The organism is Hyphomonas adhaerens MHS-3 (assembly GCF_000685235.1).
In the GTDB taxonomy this organism is placed as follows: Bacteria; Pseudomonadota; Alphaproteobacteria; order Caulobacterales; family Hyphomonadaceae; genus Hyphomonas; species Hyphomonas adhaerens.
In genome coordinates this window covers 142068-158471 of record NZ_ARYH01000002.1, presented here as the reverse complement: position 1 = coordinate 158471, position 16404 = coordinate 142068, and the positions used below count along the sequence as shown (strand labels likewise).

At 60.0% G+C, this 16404-nt stretch carries 14 protein-coding genes; 2 read left to right on the top strand and 12 right to left on the bottom strand.

Going from position 1 to position 16404, the window contains the following annotated elements; all coding sequences use genetic code 11:
• The 9 genes from HAD_RS12910 to HAD_RS12870 all read right to left on the bottom strand — a co-directional run bounded on the left by HAD_RS12910 (nucleotide 1) and on the right by HAD_RS12870 (nucleotide 8387).
• Nucleotides 1-324, bottom strand: a complete 324-nt coding sequence (locus tag HAD_RS12910; RefSeq protein ID WP_051596279.1) for a DUF5076 domain-containing protein — start codon at nucleotides 322-324, stop codon at nucleotides 1-3.
• On the bottom strand, nucleotides 314-1699 hold the full coding sequence (locus HAD_RS12905) for a pyruvate dehydrogenase complex E1 component subunit beta (RefSeq protein WP_035572421.1): 1386 nt from the start codon (nucleotides 1697-1699) through the stop codon (nucleotides 314-316). The genes HAD_RS12910 and HAD_RS12905 overlap by 11 nt, the downstream gene beginning before the upstream one ends.
• A 168-nt stretch (nucleotides 1700-1867) precedes the next feature.
• Nucleotides 1868-2881, bottom strand: coding sequence for a pyruvate dehydrogenase (acetyl-transferring) E1 component subunit alpha (gene pdhA / locus HAD_RS12900; protein WP_035572420.1), 1014 nt, complete (start codon nucleotides 2879-2881; stop codon nucleotides 1868-1870).
• Nucleotides 2882-2945: 64 nt separating this feature from the next.
• Nucleotides 2946-3245 carry an FtsB family cell division protein gene (locus HAD_RS12895; protein ID WP_035572419.1) on the bottom strand — a complete coding sequence of 100 codons (300 nt, stop codon included), beginning with the start codon at nucleotides 3243-3245 and terminating at the stop codon, nucleotides 2946-2948.
• Between the two features lie 71 nt (nucleotides 3246-3316).
• A complete protein-coding gene (gene eno, locus HAD_RS12890) occupies nucleotides 3317-4597 on the bottom strand; it encodes a phosphopyruvate hydratase (protein WP_035572416.1) in 1281 nt (426 codons plus the stop codon).
• Between the two features lie 116 nt (nucleotides 4598-4713).
• Nucleotides 4714-4899 (bottom strand): 50S ribosomal protein L32, encoded by a 186-nt coding sequence (gene rpmF, locus HAD_RS12885; RefSeq protein ID WP_035572414.1) that lies wholly within the window; start codon nucleotides 4897-4899, stop codon nucleotides 4714-4716.
• Nucleotides 4900-5030: 131 nt separating this feature from the next.
• The gene (locus HAD_RS12880; protein WP_035572405.1) at nucleotides 5031-6290 is read right to left on the bottom strand and encodes a dipeptidase; all 1260 of its coding nucleotides are present in this window, start codon (nucleotides 6288-6290) and stop codon (nucleotides 5031-5033) included.
• Nucleotides 6291-6549: 259 nt separating this feature from the next.
• Nucleotides 6550-7290, bottom strand: a complete 741-nt coding sequence (locus HAD_RS12875; protein WP_035572402.1) for a histidine phosphatase family protein — start codon at nucleotides 7288-7290, stop codon at nucleotides 6550-6552.
• Entirely contained in the window at nucleotides 7287-8387 is a 1101-nt protein-coding gene (locus HAD_RS12870; protein ID WP_035572401.1) for a CaiB/BaiF CoA transferase family protein, read from the bottom strand. The genes HAD_RS12875 and HAD_RS12870 overlap by 4 nt, the downstream gene beginning before the upstream one ends.
• A 115-nt stretch (nucleotides 8388-8502) precedes the next feature.
• On the opposite strand from HAD_RS12870, the gene HAD_RS12865 reads away from it, so the two are divergent.
• Nucleotides 8503-9753, top strand: a complete 1251-nt coding sequence (locus HAD_RS12865) for a nucleotidyl cyclase domain-containing protein (RefSeq protein WP_035572399.1) — start codon at nucleotides 8503-8505, stop codon at nucleotides 9751-9753.
• Here the strand turns inward: HAD_RS12865 and mfd are convergent.
• Together mfd and HAD_RS12855 are read right to left on the bottom strand one after the other, a co-directional pair.
• Complete coding sequence (gene mfd, locus HAD_RS12860) at nucleotides 9750-13211, bottom strand: transcription-repair coupling factor (protein WP_035572398.1); 3462 nt, start codon at nucleotides 13209-13211, stop codon at nucleotides 9750-9752. The two genes, HAD_RS12865 and mfd, sit on opposite strands and share 4 nt — an antisense overlap.
• Before the next feature lie 52 nt (nucleotides 13212-13263).
• Complete coding sequence (locus tag HAD_RS12855) at nucleotides 13264-13524, bottom strand: FAD assembly factor SdhE (RefSeq protein ID WP_035572397.1); 261 nt, start codon at nucleotides 13522-13524, stop codon at nucleotides 13264-13266.
• Nucleotides 13525-13619: 95 nt separating this feature from the next.
• On the opposite strand from HAD_RS12855, the gene recG reads away from it, so the two are divergent.
• On the top strand, nucleotides 13620-15680 hold the full coding sequence (gene recG, locus HAD_RS12850; protein ID WP_035572396.1) for an ATP-dependent DNA helicase RecG: 2061 nt from the start codon (nucleotides 13620-13622) through the stop codon (nucleotides 15678-15680).
• Here recG and HAD_RS12845 read toward each other — a convergent pair.
• Complete coding sequence (locus HAD_RS12845) at nucleotides 15595-16365, bottom strand: DUF502 domain-containing protein (protein ID WP_241765368.1); 771 nt, start codon at nucleotides 16363-16365, stop codon at nucleotides 15595-15597. The genes recG and HAD_RS12845 overlap by 86 nt on opposite strands.
• Nucleotides 16366-16404: the final 39 nt, after the last annotated feature.

Genomic DNA, 16404 nt, shown 5'->3' with positions numbered 1-16404 from the left:
TCAATCCCCCATTTTTGTCGGCTGGCCCGGAGATTTCGGGCCGTACTGAATCCGGTTCAAAAAGCCTGTGACGATTTCCTCGATGATTTGCTGCTTTTCTGGCCCATCCGGATGAAGCTCCTTGAACGCATCCGTCACGTGCTTGGCAATATCCGCCAGAATGAAGCCCCACATGGTGGGCTCTTTCTCCGGTTCGGTGACTTCGCCGACCCGCAGACTGACATGATCCATGTTGTCTGCGATCCAGAAGCGGATCAATTCCTGAGCCTGCGCTGCATCATCTATCGACGGCGGCTCTTTGAGAGGTCTCTTTTCAGTTGACATAGCATACCTTTCTGGCTGTCTCGACGATGTCGTCGGCGTTCGGAAGGCTCAGGGCCTCAAGATTGGCGGCGTAGGGCAGCGGCACGTCTTTCTGGTACACGCGCGCCGGCGGAGCATCGAGATAATCGAACGCTTCCTGTGTCACCGTCGCGGCGATTTCGGCCCCGACGCCCATGAAGCGCCAGCCTTCTTCGCAGCAGACGATACGGTTCGTCTTCTTCACGCTCTCGACCACGGTAGCTGTATCCAGCGGGCGAATTGTACGCAGATCGATGACTTCGGCATCGATCCCCTGCTCCGCCAGCTTCTCCGCCGCTTCCAGCGCGAAGCCGACCATGCGGGAGTGCGCAACCAGCGTAACGTCCGTTCCCTGACGCTTGATCGCTGCCTTGCCGATCGGCAGAACGTGATCATCGAGGTCTGGAACCGGGAAGGAATTCCCATAAAGCAATTCGTGCTCCAGGAATATCACAGGGTTCGGGTCACGAATGGCGGCCTTGAGCAGACCCTTTGCATCAGCAGCATCGTAAGGCGCGATCACTTTCAGTCCGGGAATGTGACCGTACCAAGGGGCATAATCCTGACTGTGCTGGGCGCCGACGCGGGCCGCGGCGCCATTCGGGCCGCGGAACACGATGGGACAGCCCATCTGCCCACCTGACATGTAGAGCGTCTTGGCAGCAGAGTTCACAATCTGGTCGATGGCCTGCATGGCGAAATTGAACGTCATGAATTCGACAATCGGGCGGAGACCGGCAAACGCCGCTCCGACTCCAAGACCGGCAAACCCGTGTTCCGTAATCGGCGTATCCACCACACGGCGGTCGCCGAACTCCTGCAGCAATTCGCGGGAGACTTTGTAGGCGCCCTGATACTGGGCCACTTCTTCCCCCATCAGGAAGACATTCTCGTCGCGGCGCATTTCTTCCGCCATGGCGTCGCGCAGCGCATCCCGGACCGTGGTTTCCGTGAAACTCGTGCCTTCCGGAATGGAGGGATCCGAGAGCACTTCGACGGTCGGCGCTTCCGGCGCGGCAGCACCATCTGATGCGGGCGTGTCTTCTTTCTTTTCAGGCGCTGGCGCCGGGCTGTCACCGCCGGACTTCTTCGCCGTGACGCTGCCGGCATCCTCGCCCTCTTCGGCCAGGACAGCGATCACCGCGTTGACCTTCACCCCTTCGGTGCCTTCCGGCACGAGGATCTTGGCGAGCGTGCCTTCATCGACCGCTTCCACCTCCATCGTGGCCTTGTCTGTTTCGATTTCGGCAATGACATCACCGGAAGAGACGGTGTCGCCTTCCTTCTTGAGCCATTTGGAAAGTGTGCCCTCCTCCATCGTCGGTGACAGGGCGGGCATGAGAATATCAACGGACATCAAAAGGCTCCGGAGTAAAATTTGTCTTCTGTACGATCAGGCCCCCGGCGGCACATGCCGAACCGGTTGGCGGACCTTCAACAAGGCCGTCAGTCATCGCACTAAACCTCCACTGGCCCGAAAGGGCCTCAGCAACGAAATGCGCGGGGAACCGGCCAGTTCCAGTCTTCACGCGACCTCCGCATCTTTCAGAACGTCGGTCCACAGTTCGCTCGGGTCAGGCTCTGGGCTTTCAAGCGAGAAATCGGCCGCTTCCTTGACGATGGCCTTGATCTCGTTGTCGATCTTCTTGAGTTCGGCTTCATCGGCATGACCGGCTTCGAGGATGTGCTTTTTCAAGCCGTCGATCGGATCGTGATGGCTGCGCACATCGTCCACCTCTTCCCGTTTGCGGTATTTCGCCGGGTCGGACATGGAATGGCCGCGATAACGGTAAGTCTTCATTTCGAGGATATAAGGGCCTTTGCCGGACCGCGCATATTTCACGGCGCGTTCACCGGCTTCGCGAACGGCCAGCACATCCATGCCGTCGACTTCCTCGCCTTCGATTTCGAAAGAGATGCCGCGCTTGAACAGTTCGGTTTCGGCTGACGCGCGATCAACACTCGTCCCCATCGCGTACATGTTGTTCTCAATGACATAGACCACCGGCAGGTCCCACAGCGAGGCCATGTTGAAGGATTCGTAGACCTGCCCCTGGTTCGAAGCGCCGTCGCCGAAATAGGCGACCGAGACATGGTCATTGCCGCGATACTTGTTGGCAAAACCGAGCCCTGTCCCGATGGGCACCTGCGCGCCGACGATGCCGTGGCCGCCGAAGAAGTTCTTTTCCTTCGAAAACATGTGCATCGACCCGCCCTTGCCTTTCGACAAGCCGCCGCTGCGCCCCGTCAATTCGGCCATGACGCCTTTGGGATCCATCCCGCAGGACAGCATATGGCCGTGGTCTCGATATCCGGTGATGACCTGGTCGCCATCCTTCAGGCAGGCCTGCACGCCGGTCACAACGGCTTCCTGTCCGATATAGAGATGGCAAAAGCCCGCGATCTTGCCCATGCCGTAAAGTTGGCCGGCCTTCTCCTCGAAACGCCGGATGAGCAGCATGTCGCGGTAATATTTCAGAATCTGGTCTTTGCTCGCCTTAGCGGGTGCCTTTTTTGAACTCTTGGGTTTGGTAGCCATGGGTCCTCCTGCCTATGGCCGTTATGTGGGGACTGTACCGCTGGGGCAAGTCTATCCAGCTATGTCATTTTGCAGAGGTGGTGTCCGATGCGAGCAGAACAACCTCGTCGGGATACACGAAAGCCAGCTTCTGACGGGCCAATGCTTCCACATAATCGCGGTCAACCGACCCGGGTGTCAGGCGCCGGATATCACTGCGCAAATGCTCGATTTCGCTATTGATCTGGGCCAGTTCGGCCTTCCGGTCCTGCAGCTCAAGCTGCGCATCCGTCCAACGGCCGAGCCCCTTCTCCCCCGCGAACGCGTGGTAGGCAAAGTAGAGAATCACAAGGCAAAGGCCCAAGGCCTCGAGTCGGGAGGTCATGGTTAAAGCTTGGCGTGTTTTGGTTAAGAGAGGGTGAGGACGGCCCGGATGGGGCCATCCTCAAACACCCTTTATTCAGCGTTGATACGCGAACGGCCGGCATAGATGCCAACCTGGCCCAGCTCTTCCTCGATCCGGATCAGCTGGTTGTACTTGGCAATCCGGTCAGACCGCGACAGCGACCCGGTCTTGATCTGCCCGCAATTGGTGGCGACCGCCAGGTCCGCGATGGTCGAATCCTCGGTTTCGCCCGAACGGTGGGACATCACAGCCGTGTAGCCATGCAAATGTGCCAGTTCGACGGCATCCAGCGTTTCCGACAGCGTGCCGATCTGGTTGACCTTCACCAGGATCGAATTGGCGGCGCCTTTCTGAAGGCCGATCGACAGACGGTCCGGATTGGTCACGAACAGGTCGTCACCGACCAGCTGAATGCGGTCACCGATTGCCTCGGTCAGGGCAACCCAGCCATCCCAGTCATCTTCCGCCATGCCGTCCTCGATCGAAATGATCGGGTAGCGGGCACAGAGGTCGGCCAGATATGCGGCGAACTCGTCGGAGCCGAGCGACTTGCCTTCGCCTGCCAGCTCATACTTGTTATTCTTGAAGAATTCCGTGGAGGCGGCATCCAGCGCCAGGGCAATGTCCTCGCCCGGCGTGTAGCCTGCTTTTTCGATCGATTTCATGATGAAGCCGATCGCATCATCGGTGGAGGCCAGATTTGGCGCGAACCCGCCTTCATCGCCAACATTCGTGTTGTGGCCGGCATCGTGCAGCGTCTTCTTCAGCGCGTGGAAGACTTCTGCCCCCATGCGCACAGCGTCGGACAGGCTTTCCGCGCTGACCGGCATGATCATGAACTCCTGAATGTCGATCGGGTTGTCGGCATGGGCGCCACCATTGATGATGTTCATCATCGGCGTCGGAAGCACGCGCGCATTCGGACCGCCGACATAGCGGTAGAGCGGCATGGTGGAGTATTCGGCTGCGGCCTTCGCAACGGCCAGCGACACGCCCAGAATGGCGTTGGCGCCAAGGCGGGATTTGTTGTCCGTGCCATCGAGATCGATCATCAGCATGTCCAGCATGCGCTGGTCGGTGGCGTCGAGGCCGGTCAGTTCGTTGCAGATCTCGCCGTTTACAGCGTCGACGGCCTTCAGGACGCCCTTGCCGAGGTAGCGTTCCTTGTCCCCATCGCGCTGCTCGTGGGCTTCATAGGCGCCGGTGGAGGCACCTGACGGCACGGCGGCGCGGCCCGTGGAACCGTCGTCCAGGGTCACATCGACTTCGACGGTCGGATTGCCCCGGCTGTCGAGGATTTCGCGGGCGTGGATGTCAATGATCTCGCTCATGGATGTCAGGCTTTCCGTGTTTTATCTGGCCAAAATGCAAGGCGCCCCCTACCCGCTGGCAGGAGGCGCCTGAAGCCTTAGTCGGCTGCGCCAGAAAGCGCAACAGCCGGTAAATGCTAGATATCGTCGCGCGGCTCGAGGACCTGGCGGCCGCGATACTCACCCGACTTCAGGTCGATGTGGTGCGGACGGCGCAGCTCGCCGGAATTCGCGTCTTCGATGTACGTATTCATCGCGAGACGGTCATGCGAACGGCGCATGCCGCGACGGGATTTGGAGATCTTACTCTTTGGGACTGCCATGACAGGTATCCGGAGTTGTTGCGCCAGTTGGCACATGTGAATTGGAAACGCGCGTCTTACAGAGCCGAATCGGACTTTGCAAGGCTTGAGCGGCATCCGGCCGGGCTTTTCTTCAGCCCGGCCGATCCAGCCTATTCTGTTGTTTCCTTCGCGGCTTCCGCCTGGCGCATGACGCGCATCAGGTTTCCGCCCCAGATCTTTTTCAGATCCTCCTCGGTATAGCCTTCGGTGATCAGGCGTTCGGTGACTTTCGGCAGGAAGGAGACATCTTCCATGCCCTCCACGCCGCCGCCGCCATCCCAGTCGGCGCCCATGCCGACATGGTCCGGCCCAACCAGTTCCAGAGCGCGCAGCATATGCTCCATGAATTTCTCGAACGTGGAACGCGGTGCCGGGAATTCAGCGTTGATGGCCTCCATACGCTCCATGTAACGGGCTTTGGTCTCGTCATCGGCGGTGAACGGATTTACGCCTTCGAATTCCACTTTCAGCTGTTCCAGCGCTGCGCGCCGTTCCGGCGAATCCTCAAGTTCTTCCAAATAACCGCTATAGGCGTTGATCTGGATGACACCGCCCTGCGCAGCAATTTCCTTGAGGAACTCATCGGTGATATTCCGCGGGTGATCGTAAACCGATTTCAGGCCCGTATGAGTCAGGATCACCGGCGTGGTCGAGATTTCCATCATGTCCCGCACCGAGGCATCGGACGAGTGAGACCCGTCGACAACAAGGCCCAGCCGGTTCGCTTCACGCACCAGGTCCTTGCCGAGGTCGGTCAGGCCCTTGTCATCCGGGCTGGTGAAGTCGGTTGCACTGCCGCCGAACTGGTTGTCGCGGAAGTGGATCAGGCCCACCATGCGCAGACCTTTGTCGTAGAAAGTCTCGAGATTGCTGACGTCGAGCTTCAGCGGGTAGCTGTTCTCCATCGACTGCAGTACCACGAACTTGCCCGACGCCGCGATACGCTCCGCGTCATCAGCGCTGTATGCCAGTTCGAAAGTATCGGGATGGTCGGCTACCATTTTCAGGATTTCATCCTGGCGGGCCGTCGCGGCCTTGAATGCTGCCTCATAGGCTTCATCGGTCAGCGGTCCCTGCGGCGTGAAGATCACCCAGAAGCCCCCGTCGAGGCCACCGCGGGTCATCTTCGGCACATCGACCTGTACAGACCCCATCTTCCTCGGATTGTCCGCCATGATGTCAAAATCGGGGTTTGACAGGTTTGCCGGCGTATCGAGGTGCGAATCGAGCACCATCAGGGTTGCGTGAATCTCGGCAGGCGTTGCAGCCTCAACCGCCTCCACGGGCGCGGCGGCTTCGGTTTCAGCGGCTTTCGGGGCGCAAGCACCAAGAAGTGCGAGGGCTGAAACAGCCAGGAACATTTTGCGCATGTGAGTCTTTCCTTCCAATGCTGCGCGAACCGTAATGGTTCATGACAGCGTGGCAAGAAACCCAACAGCAGAAAAAGGCCGCTCCCGGGGGAGCGGCTAAAGTTTAGCAAGAAGGACGTCGACCTGATGCCTTTGCAAGCAGCCGAGGCTCCCGGCCGACATCGATATTTCTAGCGCAACGAGTCTGAACGGGATGACGGGCCTGCCGTTGTCTTCCGTTCACCATTGAAGCGAGCACGCTGGCTCCATTACAACCAGTTCACGAATCTGCGTCTGCGCGCGTGAAAATGGCTTCGACGCTGCGCAGGTTCATCCCGTTTTTCAGATAGTTAGCGGGGGTCAGGTTGACCGCCTTGATCATGCCCCGTTCGATCTTCGTCCGGTCACCACTCTCGTCCGGCACAAGATCGAAATCTATGATGTTGATACAACCCGTGTCCTGCTCGAAACCAGCGCTCGCCCCCAGTGGCGCCCCGATAACCGAGGCCAGCACCATTCGATTGACGACCTCATGGGCCACTACCAGTGCCGTCGCCCAGTCCGGTCGCATGAGCAAATCAGACAGCCCATCCATGATGCGCACCATCGCGTCGGAAAACTTCTCGCCTCCCGGCAGGAACTCGGCATCGGGCTCCCCGGCCTGTTCGAACATGAACGTCATGGTCGCAGCGAGATGCTCGGCAGATTCGAAATTGATATACTGGCCGGATCGCAGCTCTTCGAACCGTTGCTCGACTTCAAGGTCTGGTGCATCCGGATGTTCCGCCAGCACAAGTTCCGCCGTCTGCCGCGTCCGCTTAAGTCCCGAACAAATGGCAAGATCGAAATGGACCTCCGACAAGGCAGCGCCGGCGGCTCTCGCTTCATCTTCTCCGGCAGGTGTCAGGCTGACAATTGACGGATCACGGGTCCGGCGCACTTCTTCAGATGTATAATCGACGAAGCCGTGCCGCATCAGATAGATGCGGCGCCGGCCTGTCGTCCCTGGAAGTGCACTCATCCGCGCGAAACACCCCAATCCTTGAGAATTTCGTCCGTATGCTCACCAAGCCCCGCCGGACGGCGCTGAACGCCGCCTGGCGTTTCGGAGAAGCGCGGCGCGGGCGCCGGCTGAACCACGCCTTCGAGTTCGATGAACGTCTCACGATCCGTATTGTGCTTGTAGCCAGGGGCCTCGGACATGGAAAGTACAGGCGCGAAGCAGATATCCGTGCCTTCCATGATCTCGCACCATTGATCGCGCGTCTTCGTCTTGATGACGTCCATGACCTTTTTCTTGAGTTCAGGCCATTTGGACTTGTCCATCTGGGCGTCGAATGCCGGATCGGTCAGACCCGCCTTCTCGCGCAGGATGGCATAGAATTGCGGCTCGATGGACCCGATAGAGACCCATTTGCCATCGGCACATTCGTACGTGTCGTAGAAGTGTGCACCGCCATCCAGCATGTTGGCTTCGCGGTCATCGGTCCAGATGCCAGCCGCTTTCATGCCGTAGAACATTGAGGCAAGTGAGGCGGCGCCATCCGACATCGCCACATCGATGACCTGGCCTTTCCCGCCATTTTTCACATTCAGGATGCCCGCCAGGACGCCCATGGCCAGATACAAGGCACCGCCGCCGTAATCCCCAACGAGGTTCAAAGGCGGACGCGGGCGGCCATCGCCATCGCCCATCGCATGCAGCGCGCCTGTGATGGCGATGTAGTTCAGGTCATGACCTGCGGAATGGGAAAGTGCGCCAGTCTGCCCCCAGCCGGTCATCCGGCCGTAGACAAGCTTTGAATTGCGCGCGAGCACGACATCCGGGCCGAGTCCGTTGCGTTCCATGACGCCCGGACGGAACCCCTCAATGAGCGCATCGGCCTGCTCAAGCAGTTTGAGCGCGACTTCAATATCCGCCGGATCTTTGAGATTGAGACCGATCGAGCGACGGCCGCGTCCCGTCACGTCAGCTGCCCGTCCCGGACGACCATCTCCCGGACGGTCGATTCGAATCACGTCCGCGCCCATGTCTGAAAGGAGCATGCCGCAGAAAGGCCCAGGGCCGATTCCTGCAAACTCTACAATTTTCACTCCGCTGAGAGGTCCCTGCGCCATCTCCATACTCCCTTTCTAAGCCGTAATCTCGGTATTAGCAGATCATTAAGGCGGCGCCCCTCAAAAGGAAGGGGTGCCCCAACGTCGGCTTGTGTCGGCGATTCCAGAGTTGCGTATGTTTGATCTGTCTTTCCTCGATCCTCCTATAGAGGTCGCTGCGGCCGGCCCGCGTCTGGAGACGATTCTCTCCAGACTTCGTGCCCACGGCATGCGAGCCTACCCGGCCAGCGATCCAATTGATTTCGATGCCACCGAACCCCTTCTGATCGATATGGAAAGCCTGCCGGTTGGCCTGCGGGAGCGCGACATCCGGCTCAGCGAAGGCGCGGAACGGCGCCCGCTCGTGCTATTGACCCCCGATACGCAAATTGCCGACGGGGTCGACGCGCTGATCGTCACCCAGGACAATGATCTGGATATGCTGAGGGCGCGCCTTGCATCGCTGGTCCGCCGGCAGGCCAGAACCGCGGAATTCAGGATTCGCCTGGAGACCGCCGAAACCTTTGGGACTGGCGAGATCACCCCCGCCCCCGACGGCCGTCCGGAAGTGCTCTATCTCGGAGACGGCGGGGCGGGCTTTTTCTCGCTGCGCGCCGCCCTGAAAGGGCATGATATCCCGGTCACAGCGGCCCTCACGCTCCGAACTGCCGCCGATTACCTGAAATCCGGACGGTTCGCCGCCGTCCTGGCAGACCTGACCCCAGGTGGCGGGGACGCAGCCAACCATGTCGACTGGAGCCGGGCAGAATCCCTGCTGACCGGAACACCGCTGTTCGTACTGGCCCAACCTGGTGCAGACCTCTCTGAAGCCCAATTTGCAGCCCTGATGCTCAGCACTGACCTGGTCGAACAATCCGGAGACGCCGAGGCGCTTGCCGGCAGGCTTTCCCGCGCCATCACCGCCCATGCCGCTTTTGCGCCGGTTCTGCCGGCCCAGCTGCAAGCAACCCCATCCGTCGATCCGGTTACCGGCCTCTTCCATCGCGACTTCATCAAATCCCATCTTGATCGCCAGATCACGCTTTCATCTGAACGCGGGGAGCCACTCTGTGTGCTGACCATAAAGCTGGACGAGGAATTCTCTCCCCTGCTCCAGGATTTTGCGAAAGTCATTCGTTCGTGCGTGAGAGATACCGACTGCCTCGCCCATTTCGGCAATGGCACAATCATCGTATCCACACCGCTGACCCCTTATCGCGGCGCAGTCAGAGTGGCCGAGCGCCTCATGACACGGCTCGGCCGGGATCAGGATTTTGACGGATTGCGCCTCAGCTGGCGGGTTGTGGAAAAGCGCTCATACCACACGGCAGGCACGCTGCTGGCCGAAGGCTTGTCCGGACCGTACACACGCGAATACGCCGCCTAGGCGCTGACCAACCCGGCAGCCGCTTCCAGTTCTTTCAGGAATGACCGCACCCGGCCAAGGCGCGTAGGCGCATCCCCGCCTGTGAAGGAGTGCACCAGCTTGGAGTCTGGCCGGAGGCGCAGCACATTTGGCCGGGACCGGACGATCTCCATCAAACGGGCCGGATCGAGCACGGTGTCCTGCCGGAAAGCGAAAACCGCCCCCTTGTCGCCCGCGTCGAGCTTTTCGATCCCCAGCGACTTGCACTGGACCTTGATGGCCGTCACTTCCAGAAGCTGTTTCGTCGCCTCCGGCAGCGGACCGAAACGGTCAATCAGTTCTGCAGCGAAGCCTTCCCGTTCCTGGCTCGTCGATATTTCCGACAGGCGGCGGTAAAGGGACAAACGGATCGACAGGTCTTCGACATAGTCTTCCGGTATCAGCACCGCGACGCCCATATTGATCTGTGGCGACCAGTCATCGGCGACGTCTTCATCACCCTGCGCACCTGCTTTCAGGGCATTCACGGCATCTTCCAGCATGGACTGGTAGAGCTCGACCCCCACCTCGCGCACATGGCCGGACTGCTGATCGCCCAGAAGGTTGCCCGACCCGCGCATGTCGAGGTCATGGCTGGCCAGCTGGAAGCCCGCGCCCAAACTATCGAGCGACTGGAGGACACGCAGGCGTCGGTCTGCCGTCTCGGTGATGACCTTGTCCCGAGGTGTCGTGAAATAGGCGTACGCGCGCAGCTTGGACCTGCCGACCCGGCCGCGCAGCTGATAAAGCTGGGCCAGGCCGAACATGTCCGCCCGGTGGATAATCAGAGTATTCGCCCGCGGAATATCCAGACCGCTCTCAACAATGGTCGTGGAAAGCAAGACGTCATACTTGCCCTCATAGAAGGCCGTCATGATGTCTTCCAGCTCTCCAGCAGCCATCTGTCCATGGGCGACGATGAAAGAAACTTCCGGCACGTTCTCGGAAAGGAACCGTTCCAGCTTGTCCAGATCCTGGATCCGCGGGGCGACGAAGAATGCTTGCCCGCCGCGATACTTTTCGCGCAGCAAGGCCTCGCGAAGTGTGACCGTGTCTTCTTCTGTGATGTAGGTCCGGACCGACAAGCGATCCACTGGCGGCGTTGCGATGATCGACAGATCTCGGATGCCGGTCAGCGCCATCTGCAGCGTCCGTGGAATCGGGGTGGCCGACAAAGTCAGCACGTGAACGTCTGCCTTGAGTTCCTTCAGGCGTTCCTTGTGCTTCACACCAAAGCGCTGCTCTTCGTCCACGATCAGCAGGCCCATTCGCTTGAACTCGATGCCCTTCGCCAGCAAGGCGTGCGTCCCGACCACGACATCCACGCTGCCATCCGTGAGCCCCGCGCGGGTCTCCGACGCCTCTCTCGATCCGACGAGACGTGACAAGTGCCGGACCTTGAGCGGCCAGCCAGCAAAGCGCTCCTCGAACGTCTTGAAGTGCTGACGCGCCAGGAGTGTTGTCGGGGCGATGACTGCGACCTGCTTGCCGCTCATGGCCGCAACAAAGGCGGCGCGCAAAGCCACTTCGGTTTTCCCGAAACCAACATCTCCGCAAACCAGACGGTCCATAGGCCTGCCGGACCCCAGATCTCCGAGAACGTCTTCGATCGCATTCAGCTGATCATCCGTTTCTTCATACGGGAAGCGTGCCGCGAACTCCTCATAGATCCCCTGCCCGGCATTGACCGCGTCAGCGCGTTTCAGTTCGCGCGCCGCCGCAATGGCCATCAGTTCGGCCGCCATCTCCAGAATGCGCTTCTTGGCCTTTGCCTTCCGGTTCTGCCAGCCTGCGCCGCCCAGCTTGTCGAGCTGGCTCTCCGCCTCTTCCGATCCATAGCGCGAGATCAGGTCGATATTTTCGACTGGCAGGAAAATCGTGTCTCCGCCTGAATATTCGAGCTGAAGGCAATCGTGTGGGGCGCCCGTGACTTCGAGGGTCTTCAGGCCGACATACCGTCCGACCCCATGATCGACGTGTACGACCAAGTCGCCGGCGTTGAGGGTCGCCGCATCGGTGATGAAATTCGCGGTCTTCCGTTTGCGGCGCGGTGCGGCAAGACGGTCGCCCAGAATGTCCGCTTCGGAGATGATGGCGAGGTCACTGCTGACGAAGCCAGTTTCAAGCGGGATCTCGACAACGGACATCTCGGCTTTTCGAGCGGCTTCCAGTGAATGCACCTGAACAAGGTCTTCAAGGCCATGATCTGCGAGCACATTGATCAGCCGGTCTGCCGACCCGGTGGACCAGGCGGCGAACACGACGTGCCTGCCTGATTTTTGAAGGTCCTTCGTGTGCGCAGTGGTCGCCTCGAAGATGTTCTCCTGACTCATCATCCGCTCTGGCGCGAAGTCCCGGCCGCGGCGCACTTCCATATCGTAGTGACCCGGCGCAGGTTCTGCCGGATTAAAGCGGACCACGGCTCGTGCACCGAGGTCTTGCTCCAATTCTGCTGGATCGAGATAGAGCTGTTCCGGCGCCAGAACCTTGGCAGCCTGCGCATCTCCACCGCCCGCTTCGAGCCGCGCCTGATAATAGTCAGCGGCTTGTGCGAGACGTTCTGCTGCTGCTTCGCCGGACAGATGCCCGAATCCAACGAGGGCATCGGTGCCGATATAGTCGAACAACGTATCCAGCGTTTCATGGAACAGCGGCAGCCAGGCCTCTACGCCTTGCCGCCTGATTGATGCCCGCGCTGCCTCATACATCGGATCGCCGGACGGAGGCCCAAAGACATCGAGATATTTTTCGCGAAACCGGCTCAGGATATCATCGTCGAACAGGATCTCGCTGACCGGCGCGAAGGCGACCGACTGCGTTTCTCCGGTGGACCGTTGGGTCTCCGTATCGAACGTGCGGATGGTTTCCAGCGTGTCACCGAAAAAATCGAGCCGCAGGGGCTCTCCGGCCGTTGGTGGGAAGATATCGATGATCCCGCCACGAATGGCATACTCGCCCTGCTCCCGCACGGTGCTGGCGCGCACATAACCGTTCACAAGCAGGTATTCGTTCAGTTCCTTCTGGCTGACTGCTTGGCCTGCAATCATCGAGAAGGATGAGCGCCGCATCGTCTCCAGCGGAGGCACGCGTTGGACGACAGCCGTTGCTGTGGTCACGACCAGCAAAGGCCCCTGCTCAGCTTCGTAGCGTGACAGTCGGGCAAGTGCTGCACACCGGCGCGCCGCAACACTGGCTGTTGGGCTGACCCGGTCGTAAGGCAGCGTGTCCCAGCCCGGCAGGTCTACCTGATCGAGACGCGGGGCAATGAATTCCGCCATTCGCCGGGCGGTGGCCGCGGTCTTGTCGTCCCGCGCGACATACACACCGATTCCGCCTCGTGCCTGCAGAGCCGGGACAAATGCCATCAGGTCTGCACCAAAAGGTGCGCCGCCCAACGCAGCGGGACCACTCAGGGATTTCAGGAGTTCGACAGGTGTCATGCCAGACCTTCAGACGCAGTTAGGCCGTGAGCCCAAGCGCCGAAGCGTCTGCTCAACCGGCCTGCGCGGCGTACTTGAATGCGATCAATTGGTCCAGAACCGCGCTGCGCTGATCGTTCGGAACGTCGGCCTGGCCCACCAACCAAGCATAAACTTCCCAGTCCGGCAGCTCCAACAGCGCTTCGAACTGATCAAGTTCGGTTTCACCATATGTATCGAGATGCTGATCCGCAAAACTTCCCATCAAAAGGTCCATTTCCCGGAATCCCCGGCGCCAGGCGCGGAATTTCAGCTTGCGGCGGCGGGCATCCATGGGCGGCTCCTCAATCTGGGGAAAGACATAAGCCCTTTCCTGCTGGGGTCAAAGCGGCGTTGTGCCATCGAAGGGGTCAGCATAGGTTCGCCGGGATGCGAGACGAGCGACTCTTCCCCCTGTTTGAACCTCTGGATTCCCTTTCGGGTGTCGGGCCGAAACTCAAGCCTGCGCTGGAGCGCCTGGCGGGCGGAGAGCATGTCTGGGACCTGCTGCTCCACCTGCCGGAGCGCTGGGTCGACAGACGGGTCCGCCCCTCGATCGAAGAAACAGAATTCGGAGAAGTCGCGACGGTGAAAGGTGAGGTCCACGCCTATCACCCGCCCTATAACGAAAAGTCGCCTCACCGCGTGCAGCTTTATGATGGAACCGGCTTTCTGACGCTCGCCTTCTTCCGAGCCGATGGGCGCTGGCTGCAGGGGCAGTTCCCGATAGGCAAGGAACGGGTCGTCTCCGGCAGGATTGAAGACTATCGCGGCGAACGGCAGATGACCCATCCCGACTATATCGTGGATCCCGCGCGCGAGGCGTTGCCGCCCGCCGTAGAACCGATCTACGGGCTTACGGCTGGGCTGACGAACAAGCGGGTGCACGGCTTTGTCGAACAAGCCCTGCAGCGCGTTCCGGATGATCTCCCTGAATGGGCAGACACCGGACTGGTGGAGGCCAAACGTTGGCCGGCTTTCAAGGAGGCGCTGCAGTGGCTGCACACTCCTGAAACCTACGACGAAGAGAAGTTTGCATTGGCGCGTGAACGGCTTGCCTATGATGAAGCCCTTGCGCGAGAGAGTGCTTTTGCCCTGGCCCGAATGGCACGCAAGCGACGCTCTGCCCCAAGCGTACCTCGAGCCGAAGAACGTATTGCCGAACTGCTGCGCGCCCTGCCCTTTGCGCCGACCGGTGCACAGTCGCGGGCGTTCGACCAGATATCAGAAGACATGTCAGGCACATCCCCCATGCGGCGCATGCTGCAGGGCGATGTGGGCGCCGGCAAAACGCTGGTTGGTGCGATGGCCGCCGTTCAGGCAGCCGCCGGCGGATTCCAGTCCGCGTTCATGGCGCCGACAGAAGTGCTTGCCCGGCAGCAATATGAGACACTGAACAAGCTTTTGTCTCCGCTCGGTTATTCGGTCGCCGCCTTGTCCGGTCGCGACAAGGGGACGGTGCGGGAATCGACGCTCATGGGGCTCGCAGATGGTTCGATCCAGATCATCGCAGGCACACACGCCCTGTTCCAGGAAGCTGTCAGGTTCCGGAACCTGGGCCTCGTCATCGTGGATGAGCAACACCGTTTCGGCGTCGCCGACCGGATGAAACTGGCAGGCAAGGCCAAAAGCCCGCACATGCTGGTCATGAGTGCGACCCCCATTCCTCGCACGCTGGCACAGGCGGTCAATGGCGATCTGGATGTCTCCATCCTTGATGAGAAGCCTGCTGGACGAAAACCAGTCGAAACACGCGCGCTTCCCGACACACGGATGGACGAAGTCGTCGATGCCGTCGGGCGCGCCATAAGCCGCGGCGAGCGGGTGTTTTGGGTCTGCCCGAAAGTCGACGTCGATGACGATGATTCCACCGCGGTTGGCCGTCACGCCATGTTGTCGAAACAGCTGAACGTCCCCGTTGGTCTCGTTCATGGCCGGCTGAAAGCGGCCGAAAAAGATTCGGCACTCGAGAATTTTCGTACCGGCGCCACCCGCGTGCTCGTTGCAACGACCGTGATTGAAGTCGGCGTCGACGTCCCAGAAGCAACCATCATGGTGATCGAACGCGCCGAGGGGTTCGGGCTGGCCCAGCTCCACCAGTTGCGAGGGCGCGTTGGCCGCGGAGACAAGCCCTCATACTGCCTGCTGCTTTACCGCCCGCCTCTCGGCGATATGGCGCGGGAGAGAATTGAGACGCTGCGGCGCACGGATGACGGTTTCGAGATTGCCGAAGCGGATTTCAAACTCCGCGGTCCGGGTGATATTCTGGGCCTGCGCCAGGCGGGCGCCACCGACTATCGCGTGATCGACTTGTCCGAAGATGCCGCGCTTCTTGCCATTGCAGCGAAAGATGCCGAAGCGCTGGTTACTTCAGATCCGGATCTTGAGTCGGTTCGTGGCCGGGCTCTGCGTCTGGTTCGGGAGATGATGGTTCCCCGGCTTCTGTCTTAGGCTGCCTGTCATTGGCCGCGTCGATCGCAGCCTGCACATCCGGATGCTCCGGCACGACAAGCCCGGCCGATAGAATCATGCGGGCGCCTTCTTCGACGCTCATGTGCAGCTTGATCGTGTTTTCGGCTTTCACAAACATGATGAAACCCGACGTCGGGTTGGGTGTCGTGGGAACAAAGACACCAATATATTCTTCACTCAAATGCGATCTGACCTCACCGCGCGCAGGAGCAGCGACAAAGCCAAGGCACCAGCTGTCTTCCCGTGGAAACTGGATCAGAACGCATTCGCGAAACTGTTCGGTCGGATTGTTGGCAAAAACATCGACGAGTTGCTTGAACGAAGAATAGACGGTCCGCACAATCGGGATCTGGCTCAGCACGCGGTCCGTAATGACAACAACTGACCGCCCCAGAAGGTTGGTTGTAATCGCGCCCAGGATTGTGAGGAACAAGACCAGCACGATTACGCCGAACCCGGGCACGGCGTAATTCAGGTAGGTTTCCGGTCTCAACGATTCCGGCAGGAACGGCACGACCCGCTGATCGATATAGTTTATGAAAAATTGCAGGATCGCGAACGTCACAACGATCGGCAACGCGATAACCATTCCGGCAAAGAAGCGCGCACGCAGCCAGGCCCAAGCACTCACACGAGGCAGTTTCTCCACCTCAAGAATGCCCATGTCCTTCTTTGGCTTCTTGGCCATCTAGTGAAACTCCTT